The sequence below is a fragment of the Spirosoma endbachense genome, from assembly GCF_010233585.1.
Classification (GTDB): domain Bacteria; phylum Bacteroidota; class Bacteroidia; order Cytophagales; family Spirosomataceae; genus Spirosoma; species Spirosoma endbachense.
Genome location: NZ_CP045997.1, coordinates 8,274,394 through 8,298,851, shown reverse-complemented (window position 1 = coordinate 8,298,851; position 24,458 = coordinate 8,274,394). Strand labels below are relative to the sequence as shown.

General features: G+C 47.8%; 23 protein-coding genes and 2 tRNA genes. 13 read left to right on the top strand and 12 right to left on the bottom strand.

Going from position 1 to position 24,458, the window contains the following annotated elements; genetic code table 11:
• Window positions 1-181: 181 nt before the first annotated feature.
• The gene (locus tag GJR95_RS33710) at window positions 182-490 is read left to right on the top strand and encodes a DUF3784 domain-containing protein (RefSeq protein WP_162390038.1); all 309 of its coding nucleotides are present in this window, start codon (window positions 182-184) and stop codon (window positions 488-490) included.
• Between the two features lie 241 nt (window positions 491-731).
• Here GJR95_RS33710 and GJR95_RS33705 read toward each other — a convergent pair whose 3' ends face one another.
• The 3 genes from GJR95_RS33705 to GJR95_RS33695 form a co-directional block, all read right to left on the bottom strand.
• Window positions 732-1,964, bottom strand: a complete 1,233-nt coding sequence (locus tag GJR95_RS33705) for a tyrosine-type recombinase/integrase (RefSeq protein WP_162390037.1) — start codon at window positions 1,962-1,964, stop codon at window positions 732-734.
• A 43-nt stretch (window positions 1,965-2,007) separates the two neighbouring features.
• A tRNA-Pro gene (locus tag GJR95_RS33700) sits at window positions 2,008-2,081 on the bottom strand.
• A gap of 59 nt (window positions 2,082-2,140) precedes the next feature.
• Window positions 2,141-2,227, bottom strand: a tRNA-Ser gene (locus tag GJR95_RS33695).
• Between the two features lie 385 nt (window positions 2,228-2,612).
• On the opposite strand from GJR95_RS33695, the gene GJR95_RS33690 reads away from it, so the two are divergent.
• The 7 genes from GJR95_RS33690 to cdaA all read left to right on the top strand — a co-directional run bounded on the left by GJR95_RS33690 (window position 2,613) and on the right by cdaA (window position 8,853).
• Entirely contained in the window at window positions 2,613-3,356 is a 744-nt protein-coding gene (locus GJR95_RS33690) for a vWA domain-containing protein (RefSeq protein ID WP_232540949.1), read from the top strand.
• A 53-nt stretch (window positions 3,357-3,409) separates the two neighbouring features.
• Window positions 3,410-4,105: a tetratricopeptide repeat protein gene (locus GJR95_RS33685; RefSeq protein WP_162390035.1), complete on the top strand. Its 696-nt coding sequence runs from the start codon at window positions 3,410-3,412 to the stop codon at window positions 4,103-4,105.
• Between the two features lie 71 nt (window positions 4,106-4,176).
• Entirely contained in the window at window positions 4,177-5,352 is a 1,176-nt protein-coding gene (locus GJR95_RS33680; RefSeq protein ID WP_162390034.1) for an acetyl-CoA C-acyltransferase, read from the top strand.
• 68 nt (window positions 5,353-5,420) lie between these two features.
• Window positions 5,421-6,362 (top strand): phosphoribosylaminoimidazolesuccinocarboxamide synthase, encoded by a 942-nt coding sequence (locus GJR95_RS33675; protein ID WP_162390033.1) that lies wholly within the window; start codon window positions 5,421-5,423, stop codon window positions 6,360-6,362.
• A 135-nt stretch (window positions 6,363-6,497) separates the two neighbouring features.
• Window positions 6,498-6,914 carry an STAS domain-containing protein gene (locus GJR95_RS33670; protein ID WP_162390032.1) on the top strand — a complete coding sequence of 139 codons (417 nt, stop codon included), beginning with the start codon at window positions 6,498-6,500 and terminating at the stop codon, window positions 6,912-6,914.
• Window positions 6,871-7,896, top strand: coding sequence for a ribonuclease Z (locus tag GJR95_RS33665; RefSeq protein WP_162390031.1), 1,026 nt, complete (start codon window positions 6,871-6,873; stop codon window positions 7,894-7,896). Before GJR95_RS33670 ends, GJR95_RS33665 begins: the two co-directional genes overlap by 44 nt.
• A gap of 138 nt (window positions 7,897-8,034) precedes the next feature.
• Window positions 8,035-8,853, top strand: coding sequence for a diadenylate cyclase CdaA (cdaA, locus tag GJR95_RS33660; RefSeq protein WP_162390030.1), 819 nt, complete (start codon window positions 8,035-8,037; stop codon window positions 8,851-8,853).
• 95 nt (window positions 8,854-8,948) lie between these two features.
• On the opposite strand, the gene GJR95_RS33655 is transcribed toward cdaA, so the two are convergent.
• Window positions 8,949-9,356 (bottom strand): DUF4332 domain-containing protein, encoded by a 408-nt coding sequence (locus GJR95_RS33655; protein ID WP_162390029.1) that lies wholly within the window; start codon window positions 9,354-9,356, stop codon window positions 8,949-8,951.
• 429 nt (window positions 9,357-9,785) lie between these two features.
• Between GJR95_RS33655 and GJR95_RS33650 the strand changes: the two genes are divergently transcribed.
• Together GJR95_RS33650 and GJR95_RS33645 are read left to right on the top strand one after the other, a co-directional pair.
• On the top strand, window positions 9,786-10,832 hold the full coding sequence (locus GJR95_RS33650; RefSeq protein ID WP_162390028.1) for a S1C family serine protease: 1,047 nt from the start codon (window positions 9,786-9,788) through the stop codon (window positions 10,830-10,832).
• 193 nt (window positions 10,833-11,025) lie between these two features.
• Complete coding sequence (locus GJR95_RS33645; protein WP_162390027.1) at window positions 11,026-11,613, top strand: hypothetical protein; 588 nt, start codon at window positions 11,026-11,028, stop codon at window positions 11,611-11,613.
• An 86-nt stretch (window positions 11,614-11,699) separates the two neighbouring features.
• On the opposite strand, the gene GJR95_RS33640 is transcribed toward GJR95_RS33645, so the two are convergent.
• From GJR95_RS33640 to GJR95_RS33630, 3 genes are all read right to left on the bottom strand, one after another.
• Window positions 11,700-12,653 carry a DUF2279 domain-containing protein gene (locus tag GJR95_RS33640; RefSeq protein ID WP_162390026.1) on the bottom strand — a complete coding sequence of 318 codons (954 nt, stop codon included), beginning with the start codon at window positions 12,651-12,653 and terminating at the stop codon, window positions 11,700-11,702.
• Between the two features lie 92 nt (window positions 12,654-12,745).
• A complete protein-coding gene (gene hemW, locus GJR95_RS33635) occupies window positions 12,746-13,873 on the bottom strand; it encodes a radical SAM family heme chaperone HemW (protein ID WP_162390025.1) in 1,128 nt (375 codons plus the stop codon).
• A gap of 102 nt (window positions 13,874-13,975) precedes the next feature.
• On the bottom strand, window positions 13,976-14,428 hold the full coding sequence (locus GJR95_RS33630; RefSeq protein ID WP_162390024.1) for a GNAT family N-acetyltransferase: 453 nt from the start codon (window positions 14,426-14,428) through the stop codon (window positions 13,976-13,978).
• A gap of 339 nt (window positions 14,429-14,767) precedes the next feature.
• Between GJR95_RS33630 and GJR95_RS33625 the strand changes: the two genes are divergently transcribed.
• Both GJR95_RS33625 and GJR95_RS33620 read left to right on the top strand, forming a co-directional pair.
• Window positions 14,768-15,178, top strand: a complete 411-nt coding sequence (locus GJR95_RS33625; RefSeq protein ID WP_162390023.1) for a DoxX family protein — start codon at window positions 14,768-14,770, stop codon at window positions 15,176-15,178.
• Complete coding sequence (locus GJR95_RS33620; RefSeq protein ID WP_162390022.1) at window positions 15,162-16,397, top strand: N-acetylmuramoyl-L-alanine amidase family protein; 1,236 nt, start codon at window positions 15,162-15,164, stop codon at window positions 16,395-16,397. Before GJR95_RS33625 ends, GJR95_RS33620 begins: the two co-directional genes overlap by 17 nt.
• Before the next feature lie 64 nt (window positions 16,398-16,461).
• On the opposite strand, the gene GJR95_RS33615 is transcribed toward GJR95_RS33620, so the two are convergent.
• The 3 genes from GJR95_RS33615 to GJR95_RS33605 all read right to left on the bottom strand — a co-directional run bounded on the left by GJR95_RS33615 (window position 16,462) and on the right by GJR95_RS33605 (window position 18,410).
• On the bottom strand, window positions 16,462-17,259 hold the full coding sequence (locus GJR95_RS33615) for a PhzF family phenazine biosynthesis protein (protein ID WP_162390021.1): 798 nt from the start codon (window positions 17,257-17,259) through the stop codon (window positions 16,462-16,464).
• Window positions 17,260-17,341: 82 nt separating this feature from the next.
• Window positions 17,342-18,031: a hexitol phosphatase HxpB gene (hxpB, locus tag GJR95_RS33610; RefSeq protein ID WP_162390020.1), complete on the bottom strand. Its 690-nt coding sequence runs from the start codon at window positions 18,029-18,031 to the stop codon at window positions 17,342-17,344.
• A 91-nt stretch (window positions 18,032-18,122) separates the two neighbouring features.
• Window positions 18,123-18,410, bottom strand: a complete 288-nt coding sequence (locus GJR95_RS33605; RefSeq protein ID WP_162390019.1) for a YciI family protein — start codon at window positions 18,408-18,410, stop codon at window positions 18,123-18,125.
• 232 nt (window positions 18,411-18,642) lie between these two features.
• Here GJR95_RS33605 and GJR95_RS33600 point away from each other — a divergent pair, with 232 nt between their 5' ends.
• Window positions 18,643-21,105 carry a prolyl oligopeptidase family serine peptidase gene (locus tag GJR95_RS33600; RefSeq protein ID WP_394369972.1) on the top strand — a complete coding sequence of 821 codons (2,463 nt, stop codon included), beginning with the start codon at window positions 18,643-18,645 and terminating at the stop codon, window positions 21,103-21,105.
• A gap of 71 nt (window positions 21,106-21,176) precedes the next feature.
• Here GJR95_RS33600 and GJR95_RS33595 read toward each other — a convergent pair whose 3' ends face one another.
• The gene (locus GJR95_RS33595; protein ID WP_232540948.1) at window positions 21,177-23,579 is read right to left on the bottom strand and encodes a T9SS type A sorting domain-containing protein; all 2,403 of its coding nucleotides are present in this window, start codon (window positions 23,577-23,579) and stop codon (window positions 21,177-21,179) included.
• Between the two features lie 355 nt (window positions 23,580-23,934).
• Window positions 23,935-24,429, bottom strand: a complete 495-nt coding sequence (locus tag GJR95_RS33590) for a hypothetical protein (protein WP_077920058.1) — start codon at window positions 24,427-24,429, stop codon at window positions 23,935-23,937.
• Between the last annotated feature and the right edge of the window lie 29 nt (window positions 24,430-24,458).

The window sequence follows — 24,458 nt, the reverse complement described above, 5'->3', positions numbered from 1 at the left end:
CAAGAAGTTGGAAAAATGTTGTAGGTTTAGCCAAGCAGGGAGCGACAGTCATGGTTTTGTAGTCTAGAGAACCACAAAGGTATGGCTAACTGCTCCTTGCCGTTTTTATAAGAAAGCCCTGTATGCTATATTTACTTCCTGCCGGCATACCTTCTATAAAGGAACCTAAAAATAAATTGGTATGGGAGCTTCAATAGTACTATTTATTGCTGGGACATTAATGTCCAGTCTCGGATTTATAGTGTACAAATTTAAGATTACTAAAATTATTGCGGGATATGACCCTAAAACTGTTAAAGATCCAGACGGTCTAGCCATGTGGATTGGAAAATGTTTTATGTGCACGGGGATTATAGGAGTCATAATTGCTTTCTTCAATTATCTTTTTTCATCAAGCCGTTCCGAATCATTTTCATTTATATCATTTATGGTGTTATCAATGATAGGTGGAATAATTTCATTGGCAGGCGCCCAAAAATTTCACAAATGAGATAATAACACTTTTCGTGAAATATCTTTCAGTTTCTCTTTTCTTATTTTTTCTAATCAATGTTAGTTATACTCAAACTACAACTCTGGTTGTCAATACCAAGCTTGATTCATTAGCTAAATTTTCACAGAAACTATCAAGCCGATTATTGGGATCGTCGTCACTGTTGATCATGCTCGTCACAGGCTCGTAAAGCGGTAAACGTTTTGGTTTATACAGCTTTGGCAGTACTTCGATGGAATTACTCCCACAACTCTGGAAATTCAGTCACTCGTTGACCTTCAAACACCAGCCCTTGCTTCCGTAAGCATGTATACGTTTGATCGGGTGTGCTGTGCCGACAATGTCGCTGTACGAACATGATATCTTTCGTGGCCCGGTAAAGCACGACCGCCCCGGTTGGTTTCCAGCTATACAAATCATAATCATGCCCGAACAATCCCAAATCCTGCATTATCTTTTTGTGGCGCTTATAAAAATAGTTCTCCCCGACGTGCTGGGGACCGGGGTACCCTGTTACAGTAAATAAGTAATCAGTAGCTGGATAGTCGCGCAATCGTTTTTTTTGAATCAATTGCTCCAGAGCCGATGGAATGTTTACGAAACCTGTTTTTCGGTTTTTCGAGTTGCCACTGGTAACGCGCACCTGCTCATTCAGGATGTCGCCTACCTTTAACAACCGGAGTTCTTCACCAGGGCGCAAGAATAAAAAGTAGATGAACTGGCAAAACGACCATAACTGCTCATCGCCAGTGGCCAGGATAGCACTCCGAAATTCTTTAGCCTGGTCTGCATTGAATGGCCTGTGGTCTTCAGAGGCATCAACCCGCACGTTTATAATAGACAAGCAGGGATTCCTGGCGATCAGCTCGCGGTAAATGTAGAACTTAAAGAACGACTTGTAAAAGCCGAGCATATTGTTCCGGCACCGGCCTCCTACCTTGAGTTGATCGAAAAATTCGAACATCATTTTGACCGTAATATCTTTTAACTCAACGTTAGATTGATTTTTGCTCAGTAAGTAGGTTCGCAGATGGCGAAAGTATTGATCGTTGAGTCCTTCGGTATTGCTTTTAAGCTCAATCTTTTTGGTGGCTTTATAATACTGGCAAGCGTCCTCGAAGGTAAATTCTTTCAGCTTAGGGGTGGGTACTGGTGCTTGTTCGACTGGTTCAGGCAATGTCTCATCAACGTGCCACCCCTCTTTTAACCGTCGATTGACTTCTTTAATGATATCCTTGGCGTCTTTGAGCTTCTCAGCGTTTGTCTCTCCGACGAGGGAAATACGCTTTCGCACTTTCTTCTTTTTTTGAACATCCCAAACGTAGAAGATTACATAGGGTTCAGTGGTTGATTCAACAAGACGGGCGAGCGTGTTGGGATATTCGTTTTTAGTGCCAGGCTTTATGCCCTGTTTTTCTGCCATTTGGTGCCACAGAACTGCCACAAAATGATCGCCGAGCGATCGGAACATAAAAAAACCGCCAAATCACAGAGATTTGGCGGTTTTTATGTAGTCGGGGTGGCAGGATTCGAACCTACGACCTCCTGCTCCCAAAGCAGGCGCGATACCGGGCTACGCTACACCCCGAAAACGAGCTTTTTGTTGTTGAATCCATCGGAGGAATCTTTCAACTAAAGTTGCTCCTGCGGAGAGAGAGGGATTCGAACCCTCGGTACCGTTACCAGTACGACAGTTTAGCAAACTGTTCCTTTCGGCCACTCAGGCATCTCTCCGTAGCCCTTTCATCCATTTCCTGGACGATTGGGACACAAAGATAGAGGTATTCATCGTTTTCAGCAAGAGGTAACGAAGAAAATCTTTTAAGAATTATTATTTTCGCCCCACCCTTACATCGACTTAAGGAAACAAACTCAGTCATTTTCAGGCTGGTTATGGCTTTTCATGAATTGGCTTTATTCATTTTCAAGTACCGATTTTTTTTTAATTGGGTTGTTCATCGCCCTGTATAGCCTGTATATTTTACGTACGTTTCGGCTGGCAAGACAGTTGAATACTTCAGCTTGGGGAGTTATTCCAAAGTTTTTTCTCCGTAGCAGTTATTTAATTCTATTGCTAATTGCTTTACTCGGCCCCTCATTTGGTGAAGCCGAACGGAATATGACAATAACCGGACGAGATGTGTACCTGCTGGTTGATATATCTCGCTCAATGGATGCAACAGATGCGGTTCCTTCCCGGCTTGAGCGCGTCAAATATGACATCCAGCAGCTCTGCGACACATTGTCTACAGATCGTTTTGGACTGATTCTGACATCCAGTGAATCCTTTGTCTTATCGCCCTTAACAGCCGATCACGATGCCCTAAAACGTTTTGTGCGGGATATTCGCACAGGCAAGGCAGCTATAGGCGGTACTGATCTTTGCGCAGCGATCGAATTAGCCCGCCAAAAGTTTATCACCGATTCGTCGACCCGCCTGAACGCCAAAGCATTGGTACTATTCAGTGATGGAGAAAATTTCGGCTCCTGTAATCGTACTGAGCTTGCAAGCCTTAAAACAGCTGGTTTACCGCTTATTACAGTTGGCGTTGGCACAGAAACAGGCTCGTCTATTCGTGAAGGTCGTGATTTTGTTCGCGACGATTCCCGGCAAATCGTCCGAAGTCGATTAAATCGGAGTTTTCTTCAGGAACTGGCTCGCGATGGTGGTGGGCAATACATTGAAGCCAACACTGGTCAATATGTTCGTGAATTGGCGGGGGTTCTGTTGGCGCAACAAGGCTTTAGAATAGACCAGAACCGCGTGACTGTTTCCACCAATAAATACGTTTATTTTTTACTGGCCGCACTTGTGTTACTGGCCTTTGACCTTATTGTAACAGTAAGGACATTCAGATTATGAGTGCATCTCAAAGTTTCCCCTTATTTTTGGCGACCGATACGTGTTATTGACGTATGATTTATTTATTCATTGCGGCCTGGCTCTGGTGGGACACGCCCCATTCATTAAATCAGATTTCACGAAATAATGAGGCCAGGCAGGAAGCCGAAGCAGCCTATAAAGCGGGCGATTATACGCGGGCGATGCATCTGTATGCCAGTCTGAGCCGCATCACAACAACGATCGATCCGGGAGTGCGATTGAATCTTGGCCATACCTATTTTCATCTTAAACGGTATGGAAAAGCTCGTTCCCAGTATGAAGCATTGCTTCATTCCGACCGAACTGATTTACGTACAGTAGCCGCAACGCAACTGGGTGTGATGGCCTGTCTTCAAAAAGACAGTGCTATAGCGCTGACTTTTTTTGAACGGGCTTTGCTCGAAGATCCGGACAACGAACCAGCCAGGTATGACTTTGAGTTAATAAAGAAGCGGTTTTCAGGTAAAACTACCGAACCAAATTCGCGCCAGAAATCGTCCGGCAACAGGCCAGATCAACAGAATAAACCCCGCCCTTCAGGTGGGCAACAGGTTGAGCGATCAGCCCGGCAGGATGAGTTACTACATCGCTTTCAACGGCTCGACCTTAGTGAAGCACAGGCACTCCAACTGCTCGATGCGATGCAGGAAGATGATCTGCCTTATGCGCTGACTCGATCGGCCCGGCATTCAACGATGAAAACGAAAGAGAACGGAAGTCGCTGGTAAAGTAATTATTATTTAGATCATTATCAGGGCTGTCTCAATCCACCGTCAACATTGATTAACAACAGGTAACTATGAATGAAGTCGTCATTATTTCAGCGGTACGAACACCAATTGGCTCGTTCGGAGGTGTTTTGGCAACCTTATCTGCAATAGATTTGGGGGCGACTGCCATCCGGGGTGCATTGACCCGCGCTGGTGTTTCGGCCAGTCAGGTGCAGGAAGTTTATATGGGTAATGTGGTTTCAGCAAACGTCGGTCAGGCACCCGCTAAACAGGCGGCCATGAAAGCAGGTTTACCAGCCAATATTCCATGTACAACCATTAATAAGGTATGTGCGTCAGGGACGAAAGCGATTATGATGGCCGCACAGACTATTCAGCTGGGGCAAGCCGATATAGTCATTGCCGGTGGTATGGAGAGTATGTCCAATGCGCCCTATTATGTTCCTAAAGCCCGTTTTGGCTATAAATACGGTAACGCTGAACTGGTAGACGGCCTAGCCCGCGATGGGTTGGTCGATGCCTATGATCAGTGTGCTATGGGTGTATTTGCCGATCAGACCGCCGAAAAATATGCCATCAATCGGGAATCTCAGGATGCATTCACGGTGCAGTCATACCGCAGGTCCGAAACCAGTACAGTGAGTGGTCGGTTTGGTGCCGAGATCGTTCCAATAGAGGTGGCTGGTCGCAAAAGCACGGTGACCGTTCAGAACGATGAGGAATATACAAACGTCAATTACGACAAAATTCCAACCCTGAAACCTGCTTTTAGGCCAAATGGTACGGTAACTGCCGCTAGTTCGTCGCCGATCAGCGATGGAGCTTCGGCTTTAGTGATCATGAGCCGCCGGAAAGCCGACGAATTGGGGTTAAAACCACTAGCCCGAATTCTGGCTTATGCCGATGCAGAGCAAGAGCCGCAATGGTTCACAACGGCTCCAACCAAAGCGGTACCGCTTGCCCTTGAACGTGCTGATCTAAAAATTGATGACATTGATTATTTTGAAGTCAACGAAGCATTTGCCGTGGTTCCATTGGCATTTAGTGAGATCCTACACGTCCCGCAGGAGAAATTGAACGTCTTTGGTGGTGCCGTATCCATCGGTCATCCGTTGGGTGCATCGGGAGCACGAATTGTAACAACGTTAACAAACGTACTTCAGCAAAACAGTGGTCGATACGGGGTCGCTGGAATCTGCAATGGCGGTGGCGGTGCTTCAGCCATTGTGCTGGAAAAATTATAATGGTTTTTGGCTCATCGTTTATCCTTCTTGAGCGCTAAAAACGAACCAAAAACTATAACCTAAGATAAATGAACGCTATTCAGGAAACTAATTTTCAGTTCCCCGGCCAAACGGGGTTTTATCGTGGCAAAGTGCGGGATGTCTATTCATTCCCCGACAAATTAATCATGATTGCCTCCGACCGGATTTCGGCCTTTGACGTGGTATTACCCCGGCCAATTCCCTACAAAGGACAGGTACTTAATCAGACGGCGGCTTACTTTCTACGGGCAACCGCTGATATCGTGCCGAACTGGCTCCTCGATACGCCTGATCCAAACGTGAGTGTCGGGCTGAAATGCGAACCCTACGCGGTCGAAATGGTTGTACGCGGTTATCTGGCAGGACATGCCTGGCGGCAGTACCGCGATGGGCATCGGACTCTTTGTGGCGTTGCCTTACCAGAAGGGCTTCGGGAGAACGATCGCCTTCCTCAACCAATTATCACTCCTTCGACCAAGGCTCACGAAGGTCACGATGAAGACATCAGCCGGGAGGAAATTCTTAGCCAGGGTATTGTCAGGGAAGAAGAGTATGTTCAATTGGAAAACTACGCACTGGCTCTTTTTAGCCGAGGCACGGCAATGGCGGCTGAACGTGGCCTGATCCTGGTGGATACCAAATATGAATTTGGCTCCATTGACGGAAAAGTTTACCTCATCGACGAGGTTCATACACCCGACTCATCCCGTTATTTTTACGCCGATACATACGATACGAATCTTCAGGCCAATCAGCCCCAGAAGCAACTTTCTAAAGAATTTGTTCGGGAATGGCTTATTGCCAACGGATTTCAGGGTAAAACCGGGCAAGTTGTGCCAGCAATGTCTGATGAGTGGGTCCAGCAAATCTCCGCCCGCTACATCGAACTGTTCGAAACCGTAACCGGGCAATCTTTTCAGCCCGCCGATCCAGCCACTGACCCACAGCTGCGAATTGAAGCCAATGTCGGTAAATCACTGGCCGTTTGAGCGATCAACGTGGCTTAATACGTGTCCTTTCAGAGTACCTTTCTGCCCTGTTGTATCTATTTTTAGTGGAATGTCGTCTAACTTGTTTAAAAATCTTCTCAATAGAAATCCAAGAACCTGAAACCAGCAATCTTCATGAATTACACCATTGAAAGAAACGAACAATATGCCCTGATTCGATTGGCTGATAGTGAGTTCGGTGGCGATATTCCTACCGATTTTGAAACCCTCAGCCGTACCTTATTCCGGTCGGGTTATAGTAATATCATTGTTGATATAGCGCCCGTACAGGCTGTAGATCAGGCAGGTATCACAATCATTCGTAAAATAAATCGCCAATGTTCCAACGAACTGGGCTTATTGGTGTTAGTTACAAAGAATGATGAATTAATAGAGTTTCTGGACAAGGCTAACATCAGCGATCTTACTATTTTACCAACCGTAGAAGAAGCCGTTGATGCCGTGTTCATGAATGAATTGGAGAACGATTTTCGCAGTGAGGATGACGATGAGTACGACGCAGGGGGAAGCATCAGCCGGGATGCCGAGTAAAGGCACCATCACCGACAAAGAGCATGAACAACATCACCGACCAGCTAATCCGGTATTTACACTTACGGTATTAGGCGCTGGTTCGGCTACACCTACGCTACGGTTTCATCCGACAGCGCAGTTGCTTACCGCCGGGAATGATTACATGCTGATTGACTGTGGCGAAGGAACGCAACTCCGACTTATTGAGCAGAAAATACGACCGAGTCGGCTCCGGTACATCTTTATTTCTCACCTCCACGGCGACCATTACTTTGGATTACCACCACTCCTCTCAACCCTAAATCTGGCCGGACGAACCGAAGATCTGTACTTATTCGGGCCCCGTGGTTTAGATGAGGTGCTGACAACCATCTTCCGTGTTTCCGATTCGCGATTGGGTTATCGTATCCATTTTCAAGCTGTTGATCCGAACACGCCTACCCTTCTGCTCGATCACCCGCAATTGACCGTGGAGTCGATTCCGCTTCAGCATCGAATCGACTGCTCCGGCTATTTGTTTCGGGAAAAAACGCATCCGAGAAAGCTCATTCGTGAGCGGCTACCCGATGATATTCCGATTCATTTCCTGAAACAGCTTAAGGAAGGCCGCGATATTTTGACTGATGAAGGCCAGATTATTCACGCAGCCGATGATGTTACCACACCAGGGCTGCGTGCCCGCTCCTATGCTTTTTGCTCCGATACGCGTTATATTGAATCACTTGTGACTCAATTGCAGGGTGTCGATTTGCTCTATCACGAAGCTACTTTTCTGGAAGATAATGCTCAGCGTGCAGCCGAAGTCTATCATTCTACGGCTAAACAGGCGGCTACAATTGCGGCTAAAGCTGGCGTCGGCCGCTTGTTAATCGGGCATTTTTCGTCCCGTTACAAGCAATATGATCCGTTCGTGAATGAAGCCAGGACTATTTTCCCGGAAACCTATATAGCCGTAGAAGGCGAAACTATTTCGATCGAAAACTGGGGAAATTCAGACTAAACCATTCGGTGTTGCCTAGGCTATATCCTGAATAAATAGTCTAGGCAACACCGAATGAAAAAATTGTTTGGCAGGTCTTGAGTAAACAAAGCGCAAGAATCTGACTATATTTAGGCCCAAACCATTACCTGTTCATACATGCTGGCCTTGCACTTAGGCTTTCTGGATGTCGGCTGGCTCGACTTGCTCGATATCGTACTAGTTGCCCTACTTATCTACCAGATTTATAACCTCGTTCGTGGCAGCGTTGCCAGTCGGGTATTCGTAGGCTATCTTCTGGTTTACCTCGCTTACCTTCTCGTTAAAGCATTTGGGCTAAACCTGTTGACTACTATACTGGAATATTTTATCAGTGTGGGCGCTTTGGCGTTGATTATTATCTTTCAACAGGAAATTCGCCGATTTCTGTTACTCATCGGTAAGTCTACCAACGTCGCCAACAGCCGATGGTTACGACGCTGGCTACTACGACAGCCGAACGTGCCAGAGCCAACGACGTCGCTCCGCCCCATTCTGGATGCCTGCAAGACGCTCAGCGCTGAGTTTTCGGGTGGACTGATCGTTATTCGCAAAAATGATGATCTGGAAAAATTTTCCCAGTCGGGCGAATTGATCGATGCCGAGGTGTCAAAACCGTTGTTACTGGCCATTTTCAGCCAATATAGCCCACTGCACGATGGCGCTGTCATTATCAGCGATGGGCGGATTCAATCTGCCCGCTGCATTCTGCCCGTCTCCGATGATGACGAATTGCCATCTTCATTAGGCTTTCGCCACCGGGCGGCTTTAGGAATGAGTGAAGCCACCGATGCAGCAATTATTGCTGTTTCGGAAGAAAGCGGTCGAATGACACTTGCCTTGAACGGTGAATTGTTTACCAATCTGTCCCTGTCGGAACTCGACGACAGGCTAAATCGCTACCTGCGCGAGCCGGGCAGAAAAGAGACCCAGCTATAAAAGATGAAGGGGGCGTAGCGGTCGATTAAACACGATTTACGCCCCCTTTACCTTTTACAATCCGAGTTAACGTCAATTAGCTTCACAGCCAGATTTTAATATTCAAGCATTCTGGGCAAACTTTTTGCCTGTTCCACAAAATCAGTAACCTGCTCGACCGATGGTGGACGTTGGGTGAACTGTCTTTTGCTATTAATTTCGATCAATTTAGCGTGCAGGTTTACCGCCGAACGTTGAGCCAGTTCGACAACGGTATCAACACCAGCTTCTTCCATTAGATCACTATAAACCCGGCCAATTCCCTTGACGCGAGCCAGATCAGCCCGGTTCGCCAGGTCAAGCAGAAGAGATTGATCAATACCCGTGGCTGACGCTAAAGCCTTACGGTCCTGTGGGGTTTTGGTTGCTTCAAGTAGAGCGTCACTATCGCCCAGGCCCTGCCCTTTCAGGGCATATACCATAGCGTCTGTAGTGCCACGAAGTTCTCCTAACGTAATGCTCATAACAAATAAGAGGTAGGTTTATGATTTAGTTGCAGGTTGACCTTCAGCCTGCTTATACATTATCAACGAACAAGATACTTTCTTCGGGTATCGTTTAACAGAAATTTTTTCTGAACGGTAAAACTATCGGGATGTATTTGTTCAAATTCAGTCTTCCATTCCAGGTATCTCACAGGTTCCATCTGATGGAACAGATCACCATTAATTTTCTTCTGAATAAGGTATTCCTCAAAAGTCATACGTCAAATTGTCCGCTCCAGCTTTCAACTTTATCTACACTAAGACTGGATTGATAGCATTAAGTAACAAATATACGGTTCAAAAATAATTCAAATGACAAAGTGGCGGATTATTTCCCAATAATACATGATGAATTTATACTGGAACAGATCATGAGGGTACTCCAATCGTCATGTAAACCAAAATCGTATGAATACGCAATTTGTGGCATTTGCCGATACGATTTCGCAACCAGGTGTAAATCCTGAACAAGATCAGATCTTACTGGATGCGTACTCAAACACGGTCGTAAATGTAGCTAAAAAAGTAAGTCCATCTGTTGTACAGATTAAAGTAAGTGGACGTAATTCGGGAAATAGTCAATCTAACGCACAAGGACGTAAGCCCGGCCAGTCAAGGCCCGACAATAACGACGGCGGCACAGGATCTGGCTTTATTATCTCGACCGATGGCTATATCATCACCAACAATCATGTTGTTGCTGGAGCCAGTAAACTCGAAGTTGCTTTATCAGACGGCCGCGAACTCGAAGCTACCCTGATTGGCCGCGACCCAGCTACTGATATTGCCGTTATTAAAATCTATACCGATGGTTTGAAGGCAATTCGTTTTGCCGATTCAAAGCAAGTGCAGGTCGGTCAGATTGCCATTGCAGTGGGTAATCCCTATGGCTTTCAGTATTCACTGACAGCTGGCGTAGTGAGCGCCTTAGGACGAACCCTGCGTTCGGAGTCGGGTCGGCTCATCGATGACGTTATTCAAACGGATGCAGCCCTGAACCCCGGCAATTCGGGTGGTCCATTGGTCAACTCACAGGGTGATGTTATTGGCGTCAACACAGCTGTTATTTTGCCTGCCCAGGGTATCTGTTTTGCCGTTTCATCGAATTTAGCGGCACTTGTAGCGGGTAAACTGATCATGGAAGGCCGGGTTAGGCGCGGTTATCTGGGCATCGCCGGACAACTTATCAACCTGACTGAACGAATCAAGCAATATAATCAGCTTACCACCAAAACGGGCGTAATGGTATCGAGTGTGGAGCCCGATGGCGTAGCCGGTAATGGAGAGTTGTTGCAGGGGGATATTATTGTCGGCTTCAACGGGCTGCCCGTTGCTACCGTCGATGATCTGCATCGGCTGCTAACCGATGATACGATCGGGCGTCGGATTCAGTTAACCATTCTTCGTAAAAATCGTCAGAAAGGCATTATGGTCATACCCGGCGAAATGAAATAAGTAACTAATCGTCAATACAATATACAAATAGCCAGGCTGGATAGTCTGGCTATTTGCGTAATTAAACCCATCATTAACCACAGGTAAAAAATAGTTTTATACGAACGAAACCAAACAGTGTATTAAGTTCAATAGTTACGTGCATGTGTTCACACACATAAATCATAGTTTCACTATTCATTATATCACTCACATGAAACGCATCTTGTTCGTTTTATTTATTCTTGCCGGTTTCTCAGCGTCGGCACAGGAGTATAAGCCGTTTAAAGTAAATCTATCGGTAGGCTATGCCAAGCCACTTGCTTCGGGTGTATCGGGCGGGGTTCTGTTTGCGATTGAGCCTAAATACGGTCTAAGTGATAATTTTGATCTTGGCCTTCGGCTTGAATGGGCTGTCGTTGCCCGTGGCGTTGTTGTGAATGGTAACACGTCAACAGGTGATGTAGGTGCCTTTGGGTCTTATTTATTGACCGGTAATTACCTGTTTGGGAAAGGTAATGTCCGGCCATTTCTGGGTGTAGGCGTGGGGCTTTATAGTATTGCTTCGGCAGGGACAGTTGTTATAAACAATGGACAAACAAACCAGGACTTAGTGTTCGTTAGCGATACTAAGTTTGGAGGTATGATCCGGGGAGGTATCAAGGCGGGTCATTTTGTAGCGGCTGTTGAATACAACGCAGCGCCAACTACAGACAACAAACTAGCCAATACAACCATCACAAGTGAAAATGCCTACCTGGGCATTAAAGTCGGCTTCGACATTGGCGGTGGTCGCCGGTAATTTTCGGCGTCAATAAGTACTAGGGGAAATAGGTAATCAGGCTTTAATTTTCCAGCCATAATTACCTGTTTCCCCTGTTTATTTAGTTACTCTTTTGGCACTAGAAAAGGGTGAAACCGAAGACCATTGACTCGATTAAACTCCAGCGACGGAGCCGGGATTTTAAAAAATTGCGCTGTTCCAATAAATCGTTGCAATGACGGGCTAAACGTACCAATTCGTGACAGATCGGCGTCGGGTGAAATAAAAAACTGCCGGTAGCGCTCAAATTTGACCTCCTTTCCATCCTTATCAAACACGGGTGGATTGTCGTGCCCGCCAATCATGCCACTACCGCTATAGCCAAAGTCCAGGTTTAACCAACGCGGAAAAGAAGGGCCAACCGGAAGCACCGACGCCAGATTCACCGACAGCCAGTACTGCTGGCCATTATAATCTTTCAGCATCTGCACACCAGTCGTACGGCCCAGCACATTCGGGCGGTAGGGTGGAAAAATTGTTTTCCGAAAGCCGTATTTGAGGCTAACTACCTGCTGACCAGCCCCATATTGCTGCCCTACGAATAGAGCCGTACCGGCAATGTTAGCCACCATATCGCCTTTCGAAAATCCCCATCCCTCCGCATGGCCGTCGTACACTTCGAGCGTTGTCTGGAATAGCAAGGCCAATAAGCCACCCGTCAGAATGCTGGCCTGCTCATTGACACCACTCCATCGCATCAGTTCATAGCCTCCCCGGCTCATGCAATAAGCAGTGGCGGCATGGCCAACTTTGTCCATTTGCAGCCATTCACGGTTATCATTGAAGGAATGAAATGGCACCTTTTTCTTGTACCATTGCTTGCGGAGCATCAATAAGGTTATGGTGTAGAAAGCAGCCGTTCCGATTAAGACCCCAATAAATCGCCCCTCACGAATTCCCTGCGGATCGGATGCGCCCGGCATAGTGGTTGTCGGTGGCATGGGTTGAGCCCGTACAGACTGTCCCAGAATAATGATCACTAGCCCAACACATATTGCTCCCCGCATCCAATGTTTCATGTGCCAAAAATACCAAAAAACCGATGGTTCAGTAAGACAGGCTAAATCAATACGACGAATAACGATAGTGTCCGGGCTTATCACCTACTTTACTATTCGACAAATAAGGAGGCAGCGACTCGGTCGGCGAAAAGTTTACCCGAATCGGTCAGGCGCAGACGATCATCGTCGCGGGTGAGCCAGCCAGACGCATACATAGCCGCAAGGTCAGTGGCCTGAGTCTGCATAAAATCCGTCCCAAGCAACTTACTCAGTTCGGTCAGCGAACATCCCCATTTTGTTCGGAGCCCTGTTAACAGATATTCATTAACCTGATCGGCAACGGTCAGGATTTCAACCGTAGCTGGTATGTTCTCCTGCTGGATAGTTGCTACATACCGCGCATTGTTGGCAATATTGTATTGCCGGCTGAACCCATTGTAGGAATGGGCACTAGGTCCAACTCCCAGGTAGGACTTTCGTTGCCAGTAGGCCGTATTATGCCGGGCGTATTGGCCCGGTTTGGCAAAGTTCGAGATTTCGTAATGCTCATAGCCTGCGTCCCTCAGTGCCTTTGTCAGTTCTTCAAACTGTTCGGCAGCCAGATTTTCGTCAACGGCTGGCAGCTTCCCTTTCTGTTGCCATCGCCCAAAAGCGGTATCAGGTTCAATAGTCAGCGCATAAGCCGATAAATGAGGCACATTGAGTTCCAGCATTTTCTGTAAATCCGTTTGCCAAAGCGGTACCGAACGGCCCGAATCAGGAATGCCATAAATCAAATCGACGCTCATGTTTTCAAATCCGGCCTCCCGCGCCAGAGATACACAGTTTTCTGCTTCTGTAGCCGTGTGAGCGCGGTTCATCCATCGTAGTGCAGCTTCATCAAAGGTTTGAATGCCAATACTCAGGCGATTGACGTATCGACGCAATACCTGAAGCTTTTCAGCACGCAGGTCATCAGGATTAGCTTCGAGTGTAATCTCGGCTGTAGGCGAAACGAGGAAATGCGAATGAATTGTCTCGATAATCTGCGCCAGTTCCGGTTCTGTCAACAAAGACGGCGTACCACCGCCAAAGTAGATCGTTTCCAACGATTTTTCGGTCAGGTAGTCTTTCTGAAGAGCAATTTCAGCACAGATAGCGTCGACTACAGTGGATTTCTTACTCAGATTCGTGCTAAAATGAAAGTCGCAGTAGTGGCAGGCTTGCTTACAGAATGGAATATGGAGATAGAGATGCATCTATCGTAATGACAACAAAGCGGGGCAATGGGTTCCTATGAGCAGGTGGAGAAGTAGAAGCGGTAGAGATCTGTTTTCTGGAGCAGGCTATCGGCAGCGTTATCAAATTTTCTTTTCCAGAACGATAGTCAATCCATGCTTACCCTGCACCGTTCCAATAATATCGAAGCCACAGCGCAGATTCAGGATAAGCATTTCACGCCATTGGTTATAAGTTTGTGTTCTTACCATAGAATAACCCTGCTCGCGACACCAGTCATGCTGGCGATTCATCAGTTCTCTGGCAATCCCTCTGCCCCGGCAGGCGGGATCAACACAGCCCAACCAGCTATAGTAATGACCTGGCTTACGCTCATAGCCCAGTTTGCAGCCTACGATCTGCTCATTTTTCAGAGCAAGCAAAATCTGGATGCCTGTTCGAGCTTGTTGGTAGTTGAGTTCGGTCAGTAAATCAGCTTGTGATTGGTTGGCAAAGACCGTCGCGAGGAGGTTCAATAAAGAAGCCAGTTCCGGCTGAGAAGGCAGGCCGTTCTTCAATACATAATGAATTTCCATAGGACGAAGATGCTCAAAAGCACTCATTCGCCAAAGAAAAATAACCGATCAATCCGGGCATTTCTTGCAGCGCTTGCCCTTTTTGTACTTCTTGCAGCACTTTTTCAGCACGCATTCATGACTAAGAAAAGGGTTTGTCTGGATAATCTGTTTTGAATCGTTCAGAACAATAGGCGATTCAGGAAGAAAAAATTCGGAGGTCATTCGTACCAGTTGTTTTCGGAGCAAAGGTACGCTTGTTTAGATTCATTACAAATTAAAATTTAGTATCAACGTTTCGGCTGGTTTAGAAACAGGCAACTAGCTATCAATAGCCTCCGTTTCATTGACTACTCACTTATGAATCTAGCCTCGCTCTACCGGTTTCGATCAATTGGTCCGCTAATTTTACGACTGGCTTTTGGCTTCCAACTGATAAAAGTCTCGTATCCATATGCTTTTTCGCCCGACAAAAAAATGCCGGAATTTATGTCGTATCTGACCAGTCTGGGATTTCCATTTCCTACAATTGGTGCCTATCTATCGGTCTATACGGAGTTAATCGGAGGCATTTTACTGCTGTTGGGATTGTGGACTCGCTGGGCGAGTACCCTACTTATCATTAATTTCAGTATAGCGGTCGGTATGGCTCATCTGGCTATCAATGACACGTATCAAAACACATTTCCATCAGTCAATCTGCTGGCAGTTTGCATTTTTCTACTCTTTAACGGCCCTGGCAAGCCGTCTCTGGATGAAGGTATCAACTAATCGCGGACGTTTTCTGATAGCCCTGCTGGCTACAATCTCCCTTAATGTTTGTTTTGGTCAAACGGCATTGCCCGTTGTTCACGACACAACGTTAACAGGATATACTCGCACCACGCTCACTCCATTGTATTACGGGCTCGGTACTGATCGGCTGGGGGGCGCCCGCATGGAAACGCTCGATTCGGGTGTTGTATTGACTATGACCGGTCTGGCATCGGTCGACTCTACACATCAATTCTGGCGGGTCAGGCTATCCGCTACTCTAACGGCTTTCATTGCCAGGGATCAGGTTGCGATCGATACGCTTCACACTTATCCCAAAGCTGCGCTCACCGGAAACTGGACCGTTTCCGGCGATTCCGCAAAATCGAGTTCACCATCTCGATTCGATTATGTGGCCGTTCGCCTTCCTGCCCGCTTTCCTTACCGAAGCCAGCAGCAGCTTAATCCGTCACGGCTGATCGTAGATGTGTTTGGAGTTACCGTTAACACAAACTGGATCACCCAGCTGGCTTCAGCCCAGGAAATCCGTAACGTTTGGTTTGAGCAGATTTCTGACGAAACTGTTCGGATTTTTATTGACCTCAAACACAGCCAATCATGGGGCTATTCCATTTATTATCAACGCAATACCTTGATGATCCGAGTTCGGAGACCTCCTCAGAAACACAAACTTCGCGGCTTAACGATTGCAGTCGATGCGGGGCACGGCGGCACAAATACAGGCGCAAATGGGAATGTGTCGGGTCGTCTGGAAAAAGAATTTACCCTTGACGTCGCCAATCGGTTACGCTCGCTGCTCGAACGGGCAGGTGTTCAGGTACTGATGTCCCGCCTGAGCGATACGCTTATCGGACCAACAGCGCGTATTCTGGCCATGCGACAAAACTTACCCGACCTGCTGGTCAGCATTCATTTTAATTCATCGGACAATACGCGCGTACAAGGTGTTAGTACGTACTACAAACACATCGGTTTTCGGCCACTGAGTCAGGCTATCCTGTATGAACTACGGAAAACGGGGGCCGCCGAATTTGGCAATATTGGCCATTTTAATTTTTTCTTCAACACACCTACCGACTATCCAAACGTGCTGGTCGAAGGGCCGTTCCTGAGCAATAGGTCCGATGAAGATCGTATTCTTGATGAACGGTTTCGCCAGCATATGGCCAAAGCCATCCGACGGGGCCTGAAACGGTTCGTTGCCGACAGTCAGTAGTTTATGGCTTTGGTTTACGGTTGTCGGCAGAGAAAGCCGTAAACCAAAAATCATAAACCAGCCATTACAGTATTTCTCCAGTCAGGTATAATTGTACTTGTCCTGAAATATCGACACGAGCTTCATTAAGCTTACAGCGCAGATAGCCACCCCGTTTCGACAGCTGGAGAGCCGTAAGATCTGTCTTTCCGAGTTGCTCGGACCAGTAGGGTACGAGGGTTGTGTGTGCCGAACCGGTTACCGGATCTTCATCAATGCCCGACTGAGGGCCAAAAAAACGGGATACAAAGTCAATTCCAGAATTGGCATCGCCAGGGGCAGTCACAATAACGCCACGCGCCGGCACAGTGCTCATCTCCCGAAAATCAGGCTCCAGAGCTGCAATCTGCGCCTGCGATTCATAGATCAGCATGTAATCGGTTTTGCCTTTGTAAACTGCCAGCGGTTTTTCGTTCAGACTGGCTAACAGGGCAGGTGGCTGTAAATTAGCTTTATGCACCACATCAATCGGAAAATCGAGCGTTAGCCATCCATCTTCACTCCGGCATACTTTCAAGGGACCACTTCGGGAGCTGAAATATATATGGTCTGTTTCGGGTTTCTGTTCCAGAAAAAATACGACGTAACCAGTAGCCAATGTTGCATGGCCGCAAAGGTCTACTTCAAGCGTTGGCGTAAACCAGCGAATATGATAGTTGGCCTCCCCTTCTGTTTTAACATAAAAAGCCGTTTCGGCCAGGTTGTTTTCAGCGGCAATGCGCTGCATCTGTTCATCAGGGAGCCACTCGGTCAGCGGAACAACCGCAGCCGGATTTCCAGAAAAAAGGTGATCGGTAAAAGCATCAAGCTGATAAATACGCATGGGTAATAACGGAAAAGACCATTGACGGCACTCATCTAGTTTCTAGACTCATTTCGCCCGGCCAGGTTACAGGTTTATATGTTTAGGAATGATATTCTTTGTTCTGCAATGTGGTTAACATATCCATCGAAAACTCAGTCAATGAAGGTATAATCACATCGGCGATGGTAAATTTGGGGTGATCCAGTTCAAAAGCAGCAGGTACGGCCACGGTCTGCATACCAGCCGAGTGGGCCGATATCAGACCACTCCCTGAGTCTTCAAACGCAATGCAGGCTGCGGGTAGTACACTTAATTTACGGGCAGTTCCCAGATAAACGTCGGGCGCGGGTTTATTACGTGCCTCCAGTGTAGCGGAATGCCAGAGCGTCAGATAGTTGCGAATACGAAGTCGGTTTACCACAACCTCAATCAGGCTCATGGGCGAGGCCGATGCGATAGCCGTCGGGATTCCCAATCGAAAAAATAACTCAAGTGCTTCAATAGCGCCTGGCATCGGTTCGGCAAAATTGGCAATGCGCTCGTGAACACCGGCTGTAATGGCGTCGCCAAGATCGGCATGGCTACGGCCAGCGGCTGCTTCATCGCTCCAGGGCGCTCGTGCAAACCAATAATTCACAACATCTGGAATTGGCAACCCTGTCGTTTGTTTGCACTCATCGTCAGTCAGATAGAGCCCAACTGTTGCGAATACTTCGCGTTCCATGGCCCGCCAGTGGGGTTCAGAGTCCACCAGCAGCCCATCCATATCAAATATTGCTGCGTGTATCAAAATAAGTCATGAGTAGTTAGTGTCGCGCCATCGATACGGGCAGTCATTCGGGCGAAAAGTATGTTGAATTCGGAATAACTGCCGCCATTTCTCACACGTCGGCTCTACGAAAAGGTTTCACATCGACTTTGTCCCAAACGCCCTGAACGATGTAAGGATCGGATTTGAGGTAGTCGGCCAGTTGCTCTTCTGTTTCCAGATCGAGGAGTAACATAGAGCCGATCATTTGTCCAACCGGATCAAGAAGTGCACCACCAAGGACAAACTGGCCTTTTGCTTTTAACTCGCGGACATAGTCGAGATGAGCGGGCCTGGTAGCCATACGCCGGTCAAGCGCATCGGCATCGGTGTGATCGTAAGCATGAACAACGTATTGCATCGAGGCAAAGAAGGATTTTATTAGGCAAGATACCATCTTTCGGCAAACTACCGATTAGCATTTTTTGCCTTACCCATAAAAAAATTAGAATTTGATTAGAGAATAACCACAGCCGTTGTTCAGCCTTCGCTGACACGCTCGTTTAAAGTTTCTGTAGCCTCTTTTTTAGATAAGCTACGTGATTAGCAGCTTTGTGGCTAATTTGTGCCACACAACCCGAATTATGTGTTTTATGACAAAAACTACGCTTCATCAATGTGGTTCGTACCTCTATCGACCACTACTTCTGGCGTTCGTTTCCACGTATGCCTTTGCTCAGCCTTCACCAAAGGTCGAGAAGCCATCGGACAGGCTTCAACTCACCGTCGACGCCATTATGCAGGACCCCAAGGTCTGGATGGGCACTTCGCCCTCCAATCCATACTGGTCCGACGACTCGAAGACACTTTATTTTGACTGGAATCCAGATAAGAATAAAAGTGATTCGCTGTATAAAGTGACTTTCACGACCGGGAAAACACTAACGGCATCGCAACCGCAGAAGGTAAGTCCGGCCGATCGTCGCCTTCTGCCGACCGAACCAATCGCGGCTTTTAATCGGGCACACACGCAGCGTCTCTTCGAACGGCAGGGTGATATTTACTGGATCGATGTTAAGACCGGGCGAATTCGTCAGCTCACCAATACCGTTGAGATGGAAGCCAATCCTGTTTTTTCTGGCGACGAACAGCGGGTCATTTTCCGGCGCACACCCAATCTGTTCAGCATCAATCTTCAATCGGGCGAGCTGATGCAATTGACCGATTTCCGGACGGGTGCTAAAAAAGCCGAGCCTAAGCTAACCGACGAAGAGAAATTTCTGAAGCAGGATCAGCTTCGCCTGTCAACGGTTCTGAAAGAGCGTAAGGCCAAGAAAGACGAAGCAGACCGAATCAGCAAAGCCGACAAGCCCAAACGTCCTAAAGAAATTTACCTGGACGACAAACAGCTGTTTAATCCACAGGCCAGTCCTGATGGGCGCTTTGTCACCTACCGACTATCTAAAAATGCGACCAATGCCAAAAATGCGCAGGTGCCAACTTATGTAACCGAGTCGGGCTATACCGAAGAGCTCCCGGCGCGGACTAAAGTAGGGGCTCCATTAGCCAGCCAGGAATTTTTCGTGTACGATAGTGTCAAAGATACCGTTCGGGCGGTAAGCGTCAAGGATATTCCGGGAATCGGTGATAAGCCTGAGTACCTAAAAACGGTTGCCAATGCAAAACCCGATACAGCAAAAAAAACACGCCCGGTTACTGTCAATGGCCCGGTATGGTCTGAAGATGGTAAATTGTGTGTGGTTGTCGTTCGGTCGCAGGATAACAAAGATCGGTGGATCATGCGGTTCGAACCCGAGACGCTTAAGCTGACATTACTTGATCGCCAGCACGATGAAGCCTGGATCGGCGGACCTGGTATTGGCAACGCGAATTCGCCGGGCAACATGGGCTTTCTGGCCGATAATCAAACCCTGTGGTTTCAGTCGGAAGCCGATGGTTATTCGCACCTCTATTCGATCAATGTGTTGGCAGGCGGTCAAAAGAAGCAGTTAACTTCGGGAAAATTTGAAGTGCAACAGGTTCTGCCATCAAAAGATAAAGCCTATTTTTTCCTGCAAACCAATGAAGTGCATCCCGGCGAGCAGCATTTTTACCGGATGGCGGTGAATGGCGGTGAACGCGTTCGTCTGACAACAATGACCGGCGCTAATGAAGCAACGCTTTCGCCCGATGAAACCCGTCTGGCCATCCGTTATTCGTCCAGTAATCAGCCCTGGGAGTTGTATGTAACAGAGCTTGGTCTACCGTCGGCTGCTGCAAAGAAGACACTGGCCAGTAGTGCTCCAATCAAGTTAACAAGTTCGCAGACTGAAAACTTCAAAAGTTACCCCTGGCGTGAGGCTACGCTCGTAACGATCCCCGCCAGCGACGGCCAGACGATCTATGCCCGTTTGTATAAGCCCGAAAGGCCGACCGGCAAAAGTGTCGTATTTGTTCATGGCGCGGGCTATCTTCAAAATGCGCATAAGTGGTGGAGCCAGTATTTCCGCGAGTACATGTTTCATAACCTGCTCGTCGACAAGGGCTATACCGTACTCGATATCGATTACCGGGCTAGTGCGGGCTACGGCCGAGACTGGCGTACGGGTATCTATCGGTTTATGGGCGGAAAAGATTTGACCGACCATGTTGATGCCGCGAAATGGCTTGTACAAACGCAGGGTGTCGATGCTAACCGAATCGGTATTTATGGCGGTTCTTATGGCGGCTTTATTACACTGATGGCCATGTTTACCACGCCTGATGTGTTTAAAGCGGGGGCAGCGCTACGGCCCGTAACTGACTGGGCAGCTTATAACCATCCATACACGGCAAATATCCTGAACGAACCTCAACTGGATTCTCTGTCTTACCGTCGTTCGTCGCCGATTTATTTTGCCGAAGGCTTAAAGGGTTATTTGCTCATTTGCCACGGTATGGTCGACGTAAACGTGCATTTTCAAGATACGGTCCGGCTCATGCAACGGCTGATCGAGCTTAAAAAAGACAATTGGGAAGTAGCTGCGTACCCGATGGAAGATCATGGCTTCGTGGAGCCATCGAGCTGGACAGACGAATACAAGCGAATTCTGAAGTTGTTTGAAGAACGACTGTAATAGTCATCAGTTTGCCGTTGGCAGTAGCAGCATTCTCTGGGAACTGCTACTGCCAACGGCAAACTGATGACTTATTCCACCAGAATTCTAATTACTGACCGCCGATCACCAGCTTCGGCTTTCAGCAGATACTGGCCTGACGAAATGCCGGTCAATGGCCACTCGGCCTGTTTTTTGCCCGTAAAGGCGGGTATCTGATAATCGCGAACGGCCCGGCCCGACAGATCGATTAGCTGCACCTGTACAGCTTGGCGCTGTGTCTGTTCAATTTCCAGTCGCAACCGATCGGTAACCGGATTCGGCATCACTCGCACCGACAAATCACCAATGGGTTCTGAGGCCGTCAGCACAAACGTAACAAAGTTGGATGGCAACGATGTACATCCCCCTTGAGTCACAACGACGTAATAACGGCCACTCTGGAAAGGAACTAAAGTAGAGGTCGTCGCATTCGGCACTGGTTTGCCAGCGCTCGTATCCACTGTTACATACCATTGAATACCCGTCACCTCAACGATCGAAAGACTAGTACTTGTCTGTGTGATAACCGGCTTTGGCGGGATTGGAGCCAGTGCTTTTACTGTAACAAACGTCGTGGTGGTCGTACAGCGATTACTATCCAGAACGCTAACGGTATAAGTACCTTCAGACAGGCCAGTCTGTGTTGGCGTCCGGGCTTTCAGGGTATCTTTTCGTTCGGTCTGCCAATAGAACACGAACGGCTTGATTCCCCCCGTGAGTTGTACGGCCGCTTCGCCATCGCGTCCGCCCGTACACGGAACATCTTTGATACGACCAGGCGACAGCGACATGGATGACGCATCAGTAACAGCGACAGCCACCGAATCGGTACAGCCAACTTCGTCGGAAATGCGGAAACGATACGTACCTGGCGGTAGCCCTGCAAATTGATTACTAGCCTGAAACGGCCGACCAATCAGCTGAAACTGTCGCCCTGTTCCGGTGCCCCCACCGCTCGTTAGCGCCACTTGGCCCGTTGGGCAGACACAACAGGTAGCCGGCACGATAGAAGCCTGTACTTTCAGGGGATCAGATTTACCAATTGTAACGGGTAAAAGCGCCGTACACCCATTTGAATCGGTCCCAACAACCGTGTAATCTCCCAGAGCAAGCGCTTTGAACACATTACTTTTCTGGGGCGTTTTGGTAGACGTCAACTGATATTGAACAGAGCCCGTTCCGCCACTTGGCGTTAGCGTAATGGCACCACTATTATCGCCAAAACAATTGACTGGTGTAATCGCAGCTGTCAGTTTCAGGGTCAGTGGTTCCGGTACTGCTATCGATTTTTTCCCTAAACAGCCACTGCCATCTTTAACCGTAACCTCATAGGTTTTAGCCGCCAGGCCAGTGAACAATGTTCCTGCCTGAAAGACGCCCGCACCGATCTGATATTGATAGGATCCTGTACCACCCGAACTCAAAATATTAATCGTACCATCGGCAGAGCCCGTACATTTGGCCGACCCGATAGTGGCTTTGATATCAATTGCCTGAGGGGCGCCAACCACGGCGGTCTGTGATGTGGCACAGCCAGTACCATCGACTGCCGTAACGATGTAGGCTGTCTTGTCTTTCAAATCGAAAAACGATTCCCCGGTCTGTAACGGCCCGCCATTGATCTGAAATTGGTAAGGAGTATTTCCGCCAGTGGCGGCCACAAATACCCCCCCGTCGGATCCCCCCGAACATTTCGCATTGACAACTTTTACCGTCAAAACTACAGGCGTAGGCTCTTTAATCTGTGCGGTAGTTTGGGCGGTACATCCAAGCACATCTTTTACCGATACCTGGTAAGTTCCGGCTTTTAAGTTTGAGAAAATGTTTTCTACCTGAGATCCCTGCCCGTTCAGCTGAAACTGCCTCGGCCCTGTACCACCAGAGGCCGTAATAAAAATCTGGCCCGTACTGGCACCCGTACAATTGGCAGGTGTAACAGCACTGGAAATCGTTAACCCTGGAACAATTGCCAGTTGGGCCGCCGAACTTGACACATTCCCACATTGGTTCGATAAAGTAACAGCATAAGCCCCCGCCTGAGCCATTGTAATGCTGGCCAGCGACAATTGAGGACTATTCGTGCCAGGAATCGGCACACCGTTTCGAGACCACGAATACGCAATACCAGAACCGTTTGCAGTAACCGAAAACGACACCACAGCGCCTTCACAGGCCGACGTAGATGCCGGGTTGCTGGTAAGAACGATTGGCTGGCTGACCACAACCTGGCTAGTTGCCGAAGCAGTGGTTGTACCCTGTGGTCCACTTACCGAGCAGGTGGCAGTGTAGCTTGTTGTTTGAGCAGGACTCACCGTAATGCTTGCTCCTGTCTGATTAGTCGACCACCGAACAGTACCGGCAACCGGACAACCCGTCAGCGCCAGAGCAACACTTCCGCCTGAACATACTGCCGGAGAAGCTGGCGTAAGGGTTAGGGTGATAGGATCCGCCAAGGGGCTTTCGACACCTGAACTAGTTTCATTGACGGCTACATAAGAAGTGGATTTATCTTTAGCCTTGGTTGGTTGGAGGAAAGCAATTAGCAGCAGGAAACCAGAAACAGGTACTAGCCAACATTGTGTAAAAGAAAACCAATAAAATAACGGTAAACGAAATTTCATGAACTAAACAGATTTTTGGATGGGCAAAGTTATCTGATTATAAGCATCAACCCACAGATTTAATAATTAGCATAAATGATATAGTAGAAATTATTCAGGCAGCACATTCTACTTCACCCTGGTTAAGCAATCGAAGGTCCTAAAAAACCAAACCCGGTCTTCTCAGGATCGGGTTTGGTTTGCGTAATCAATAAAACAGCCCCCAGTCATCAGGAGCATCATTATCTTTATCGAAACCATTTACCCATTCAACAAATAACAGGCGAAACTGCTCAATTTCATCGCGCAGAACATTCAAATAGGCAGGAGTTGCCAGTTTTTCTGCTTTGCAATAAGAAGTCTGAGCTAATAACTCCCGGGCATGCATCTTAATAATAACCGCATTTTCCATTCGTAGTGTGTAGAGATCTCCTCCCTCGGCACCAACGATTTTAGGAGCCAGCATCATCGCATTAGCCAGCATCTGCTCATGCATCATCAGCACATCGTCTTCTTTATTGATCGTCTCAACAATGGCCTGGGTTAACTCCATGAGTTCATTGGCCTTGCGTAAGATAGGCAGGTTCTTAATACGCCGGTTCTCGGCCTCCATTTCGGCGCGGGCTTCTTCCGGGTCGTAATCCTCATCGAAACCGTCCCAGTCCATGAAACTGTCGTCGTCGTCCTCGTCGTCAAAGTTCATCGCGAATTGGCGAAGGGGTTCAATACCTT

What these genes read in the sequence shown, in the direction of transcription:
- GJR95_RS33710 (WP_162390038.1), top strand. Translation starts at nt 182, where the DNA reads ATGGGAGCTTCAATAGTACTATTTATTGCTGGGACATTAATGTCCAGT.
- GJR95_RS33705 (WP_162390037.1), bottom strand. Translation starts at nt 1,964, where the DNA reads ATGTTCCGATCGCTCGGCGATCATTTTGTGGCAGTTCTGTGGCACCAA.
- GJR95_RS33690 (WP_232540949.1), top strand. Translation starts at nt 2,613, where the DNA reads ATGACAATAACCGGACGAGATGTGTACCTGCTGGTTGATATATCTCGC.
- GJR95_RS33685 (WP_162390035.1), top strand. Translation starts at nt 3,410, where the DNA reads ATGATTTATTTATTCATTGCGGCCTGGCTCTGGTGGGACACGCCCCAT.
- GJR95_RS33680 (WP_162390034.1), top strand. Translation starts at nt 4,177, where the DNA reads ATGAATGAAGTCGTCATTATTTCAGCGGTACGAACACCAATTGGCTCG.
- GJR95_RS33675 (WP_162390033.1), top strand. Translation starts at nt 5,421, where the DNA reads ATGAACGCTATTCAGGAAACTAATTTTCAGTTCCCCGGCCAAACGGGG.
- GJR95_RS33670 (WP_162390032.1), top strand. Translation starts at nt 6,498, where the DNA reads ATGAATTACACCATTGAAAGAAACGAACAATATGCCCTGATTCGATTG.
- GJR95_RS33665 (WP_162390031.1), top strand. Translation starts at nt 6,871, where the DNA reads ATGAGTACGACGCAGGGGGAAGCATCAGCCGGGATGCCGAGTAAAGGC.
- cdaA (WP_162390030.1), top strand. Translation starts at nt 8,035, where the DNA reads ATGCTGGCCTTGCACTTAGGCTTTCTGGATGTCGGCTGGCTCGACTTG.
- GJR95_RS33655 (WP_162390029.1), bottom strand. Translation starts at nt 9,356, where the DNA reads ATGAGCATTACGTTAGGAGAACTTCGTGGCACTACAGACGCTATGGTA.
- GJR95_RS33650 (WP_162390028.1), top strand. Translation starts at nt 9,786, where the DNA reads ATGAATACGCAATTTGTGGCATTTGCCGATACGATTTCGCAACCAGGT.
- GJR95_RS33645 (WP_162390027.1), top strand. Translation starts at nt 11,026, where the DNA reads ATGAAACGCATCTTGTTCGTTTTATTTATTCTTGCCGGTTTCTCAGCG.
- GJR95_RS33640 (WP_162390026.1), bottom strand. Translation starts at nt 12,653, where the DNA reads ATGAAACATTGGATGCGGGGAGCAATATGTGTTGGGCTAGTGATCATT.
- hemW (WP_162390025.1), bottom strand. Translation starts at nt 13,873, where the DNA reads ATGCATCTCTATCTCCATATTCCATTCTGTAAGCAAGCCTGCCACTAC.
- GJR95_RS33630 (WP_162390024.1), bottom strand. Translation starts at nt 14,428, where the DNA reads ATGGAAATTCATTATGTATTGAAGAACGGCCTGCCTTCTCAGCCGGAA.
- GJR95_RS33625 (WP_162390023.1), top strand. Translation starts at nt 14,768, where the DNA reads ATGAATCTAGCCTCGCTCTACCGGTTTCGATCAATTGGTCCGCTAATT.
- GJR95_RS33620 (WP_162390022.1), top strand. Translation starts at nt 15,162, where the DNA reads ATGAAGGTATCAACTAATCGCGGACGTTTTCTGATAGCCCTGCTGGCT.
- GJR95_RS33615 (WP_162390021.1), bottom strand. Translation starts at nt 17,259, where the DNA reads ATGCGTATTTATCAGCTTGATGCTTTTACCGATCACCTTTTTTCTGGA.
- GJR95_RS33605 (WP_162390019.1), bottom strand. Translation starts at nt 18,410, where the DNA reads ATGCAATACGTTGTTCATGCTTACGATCACACCGATGCCGATGCGCTT.
- GJR95_RS33600 (WP_394369972.1), top strand. Translation starts at nt 18,643, where the DNA reads ATGACAAAAACTACGCTTCATCAATGTGGTTCGTACCTCTATCGACCA.
- GJR95_RS33590 (WP_077920058.1), bottom strand. Translation starts at nt 24,429, where the DNA reads ATGAACTTTGACGACGAGGACGACGACGACAGTTTCATGGACTGGGAC.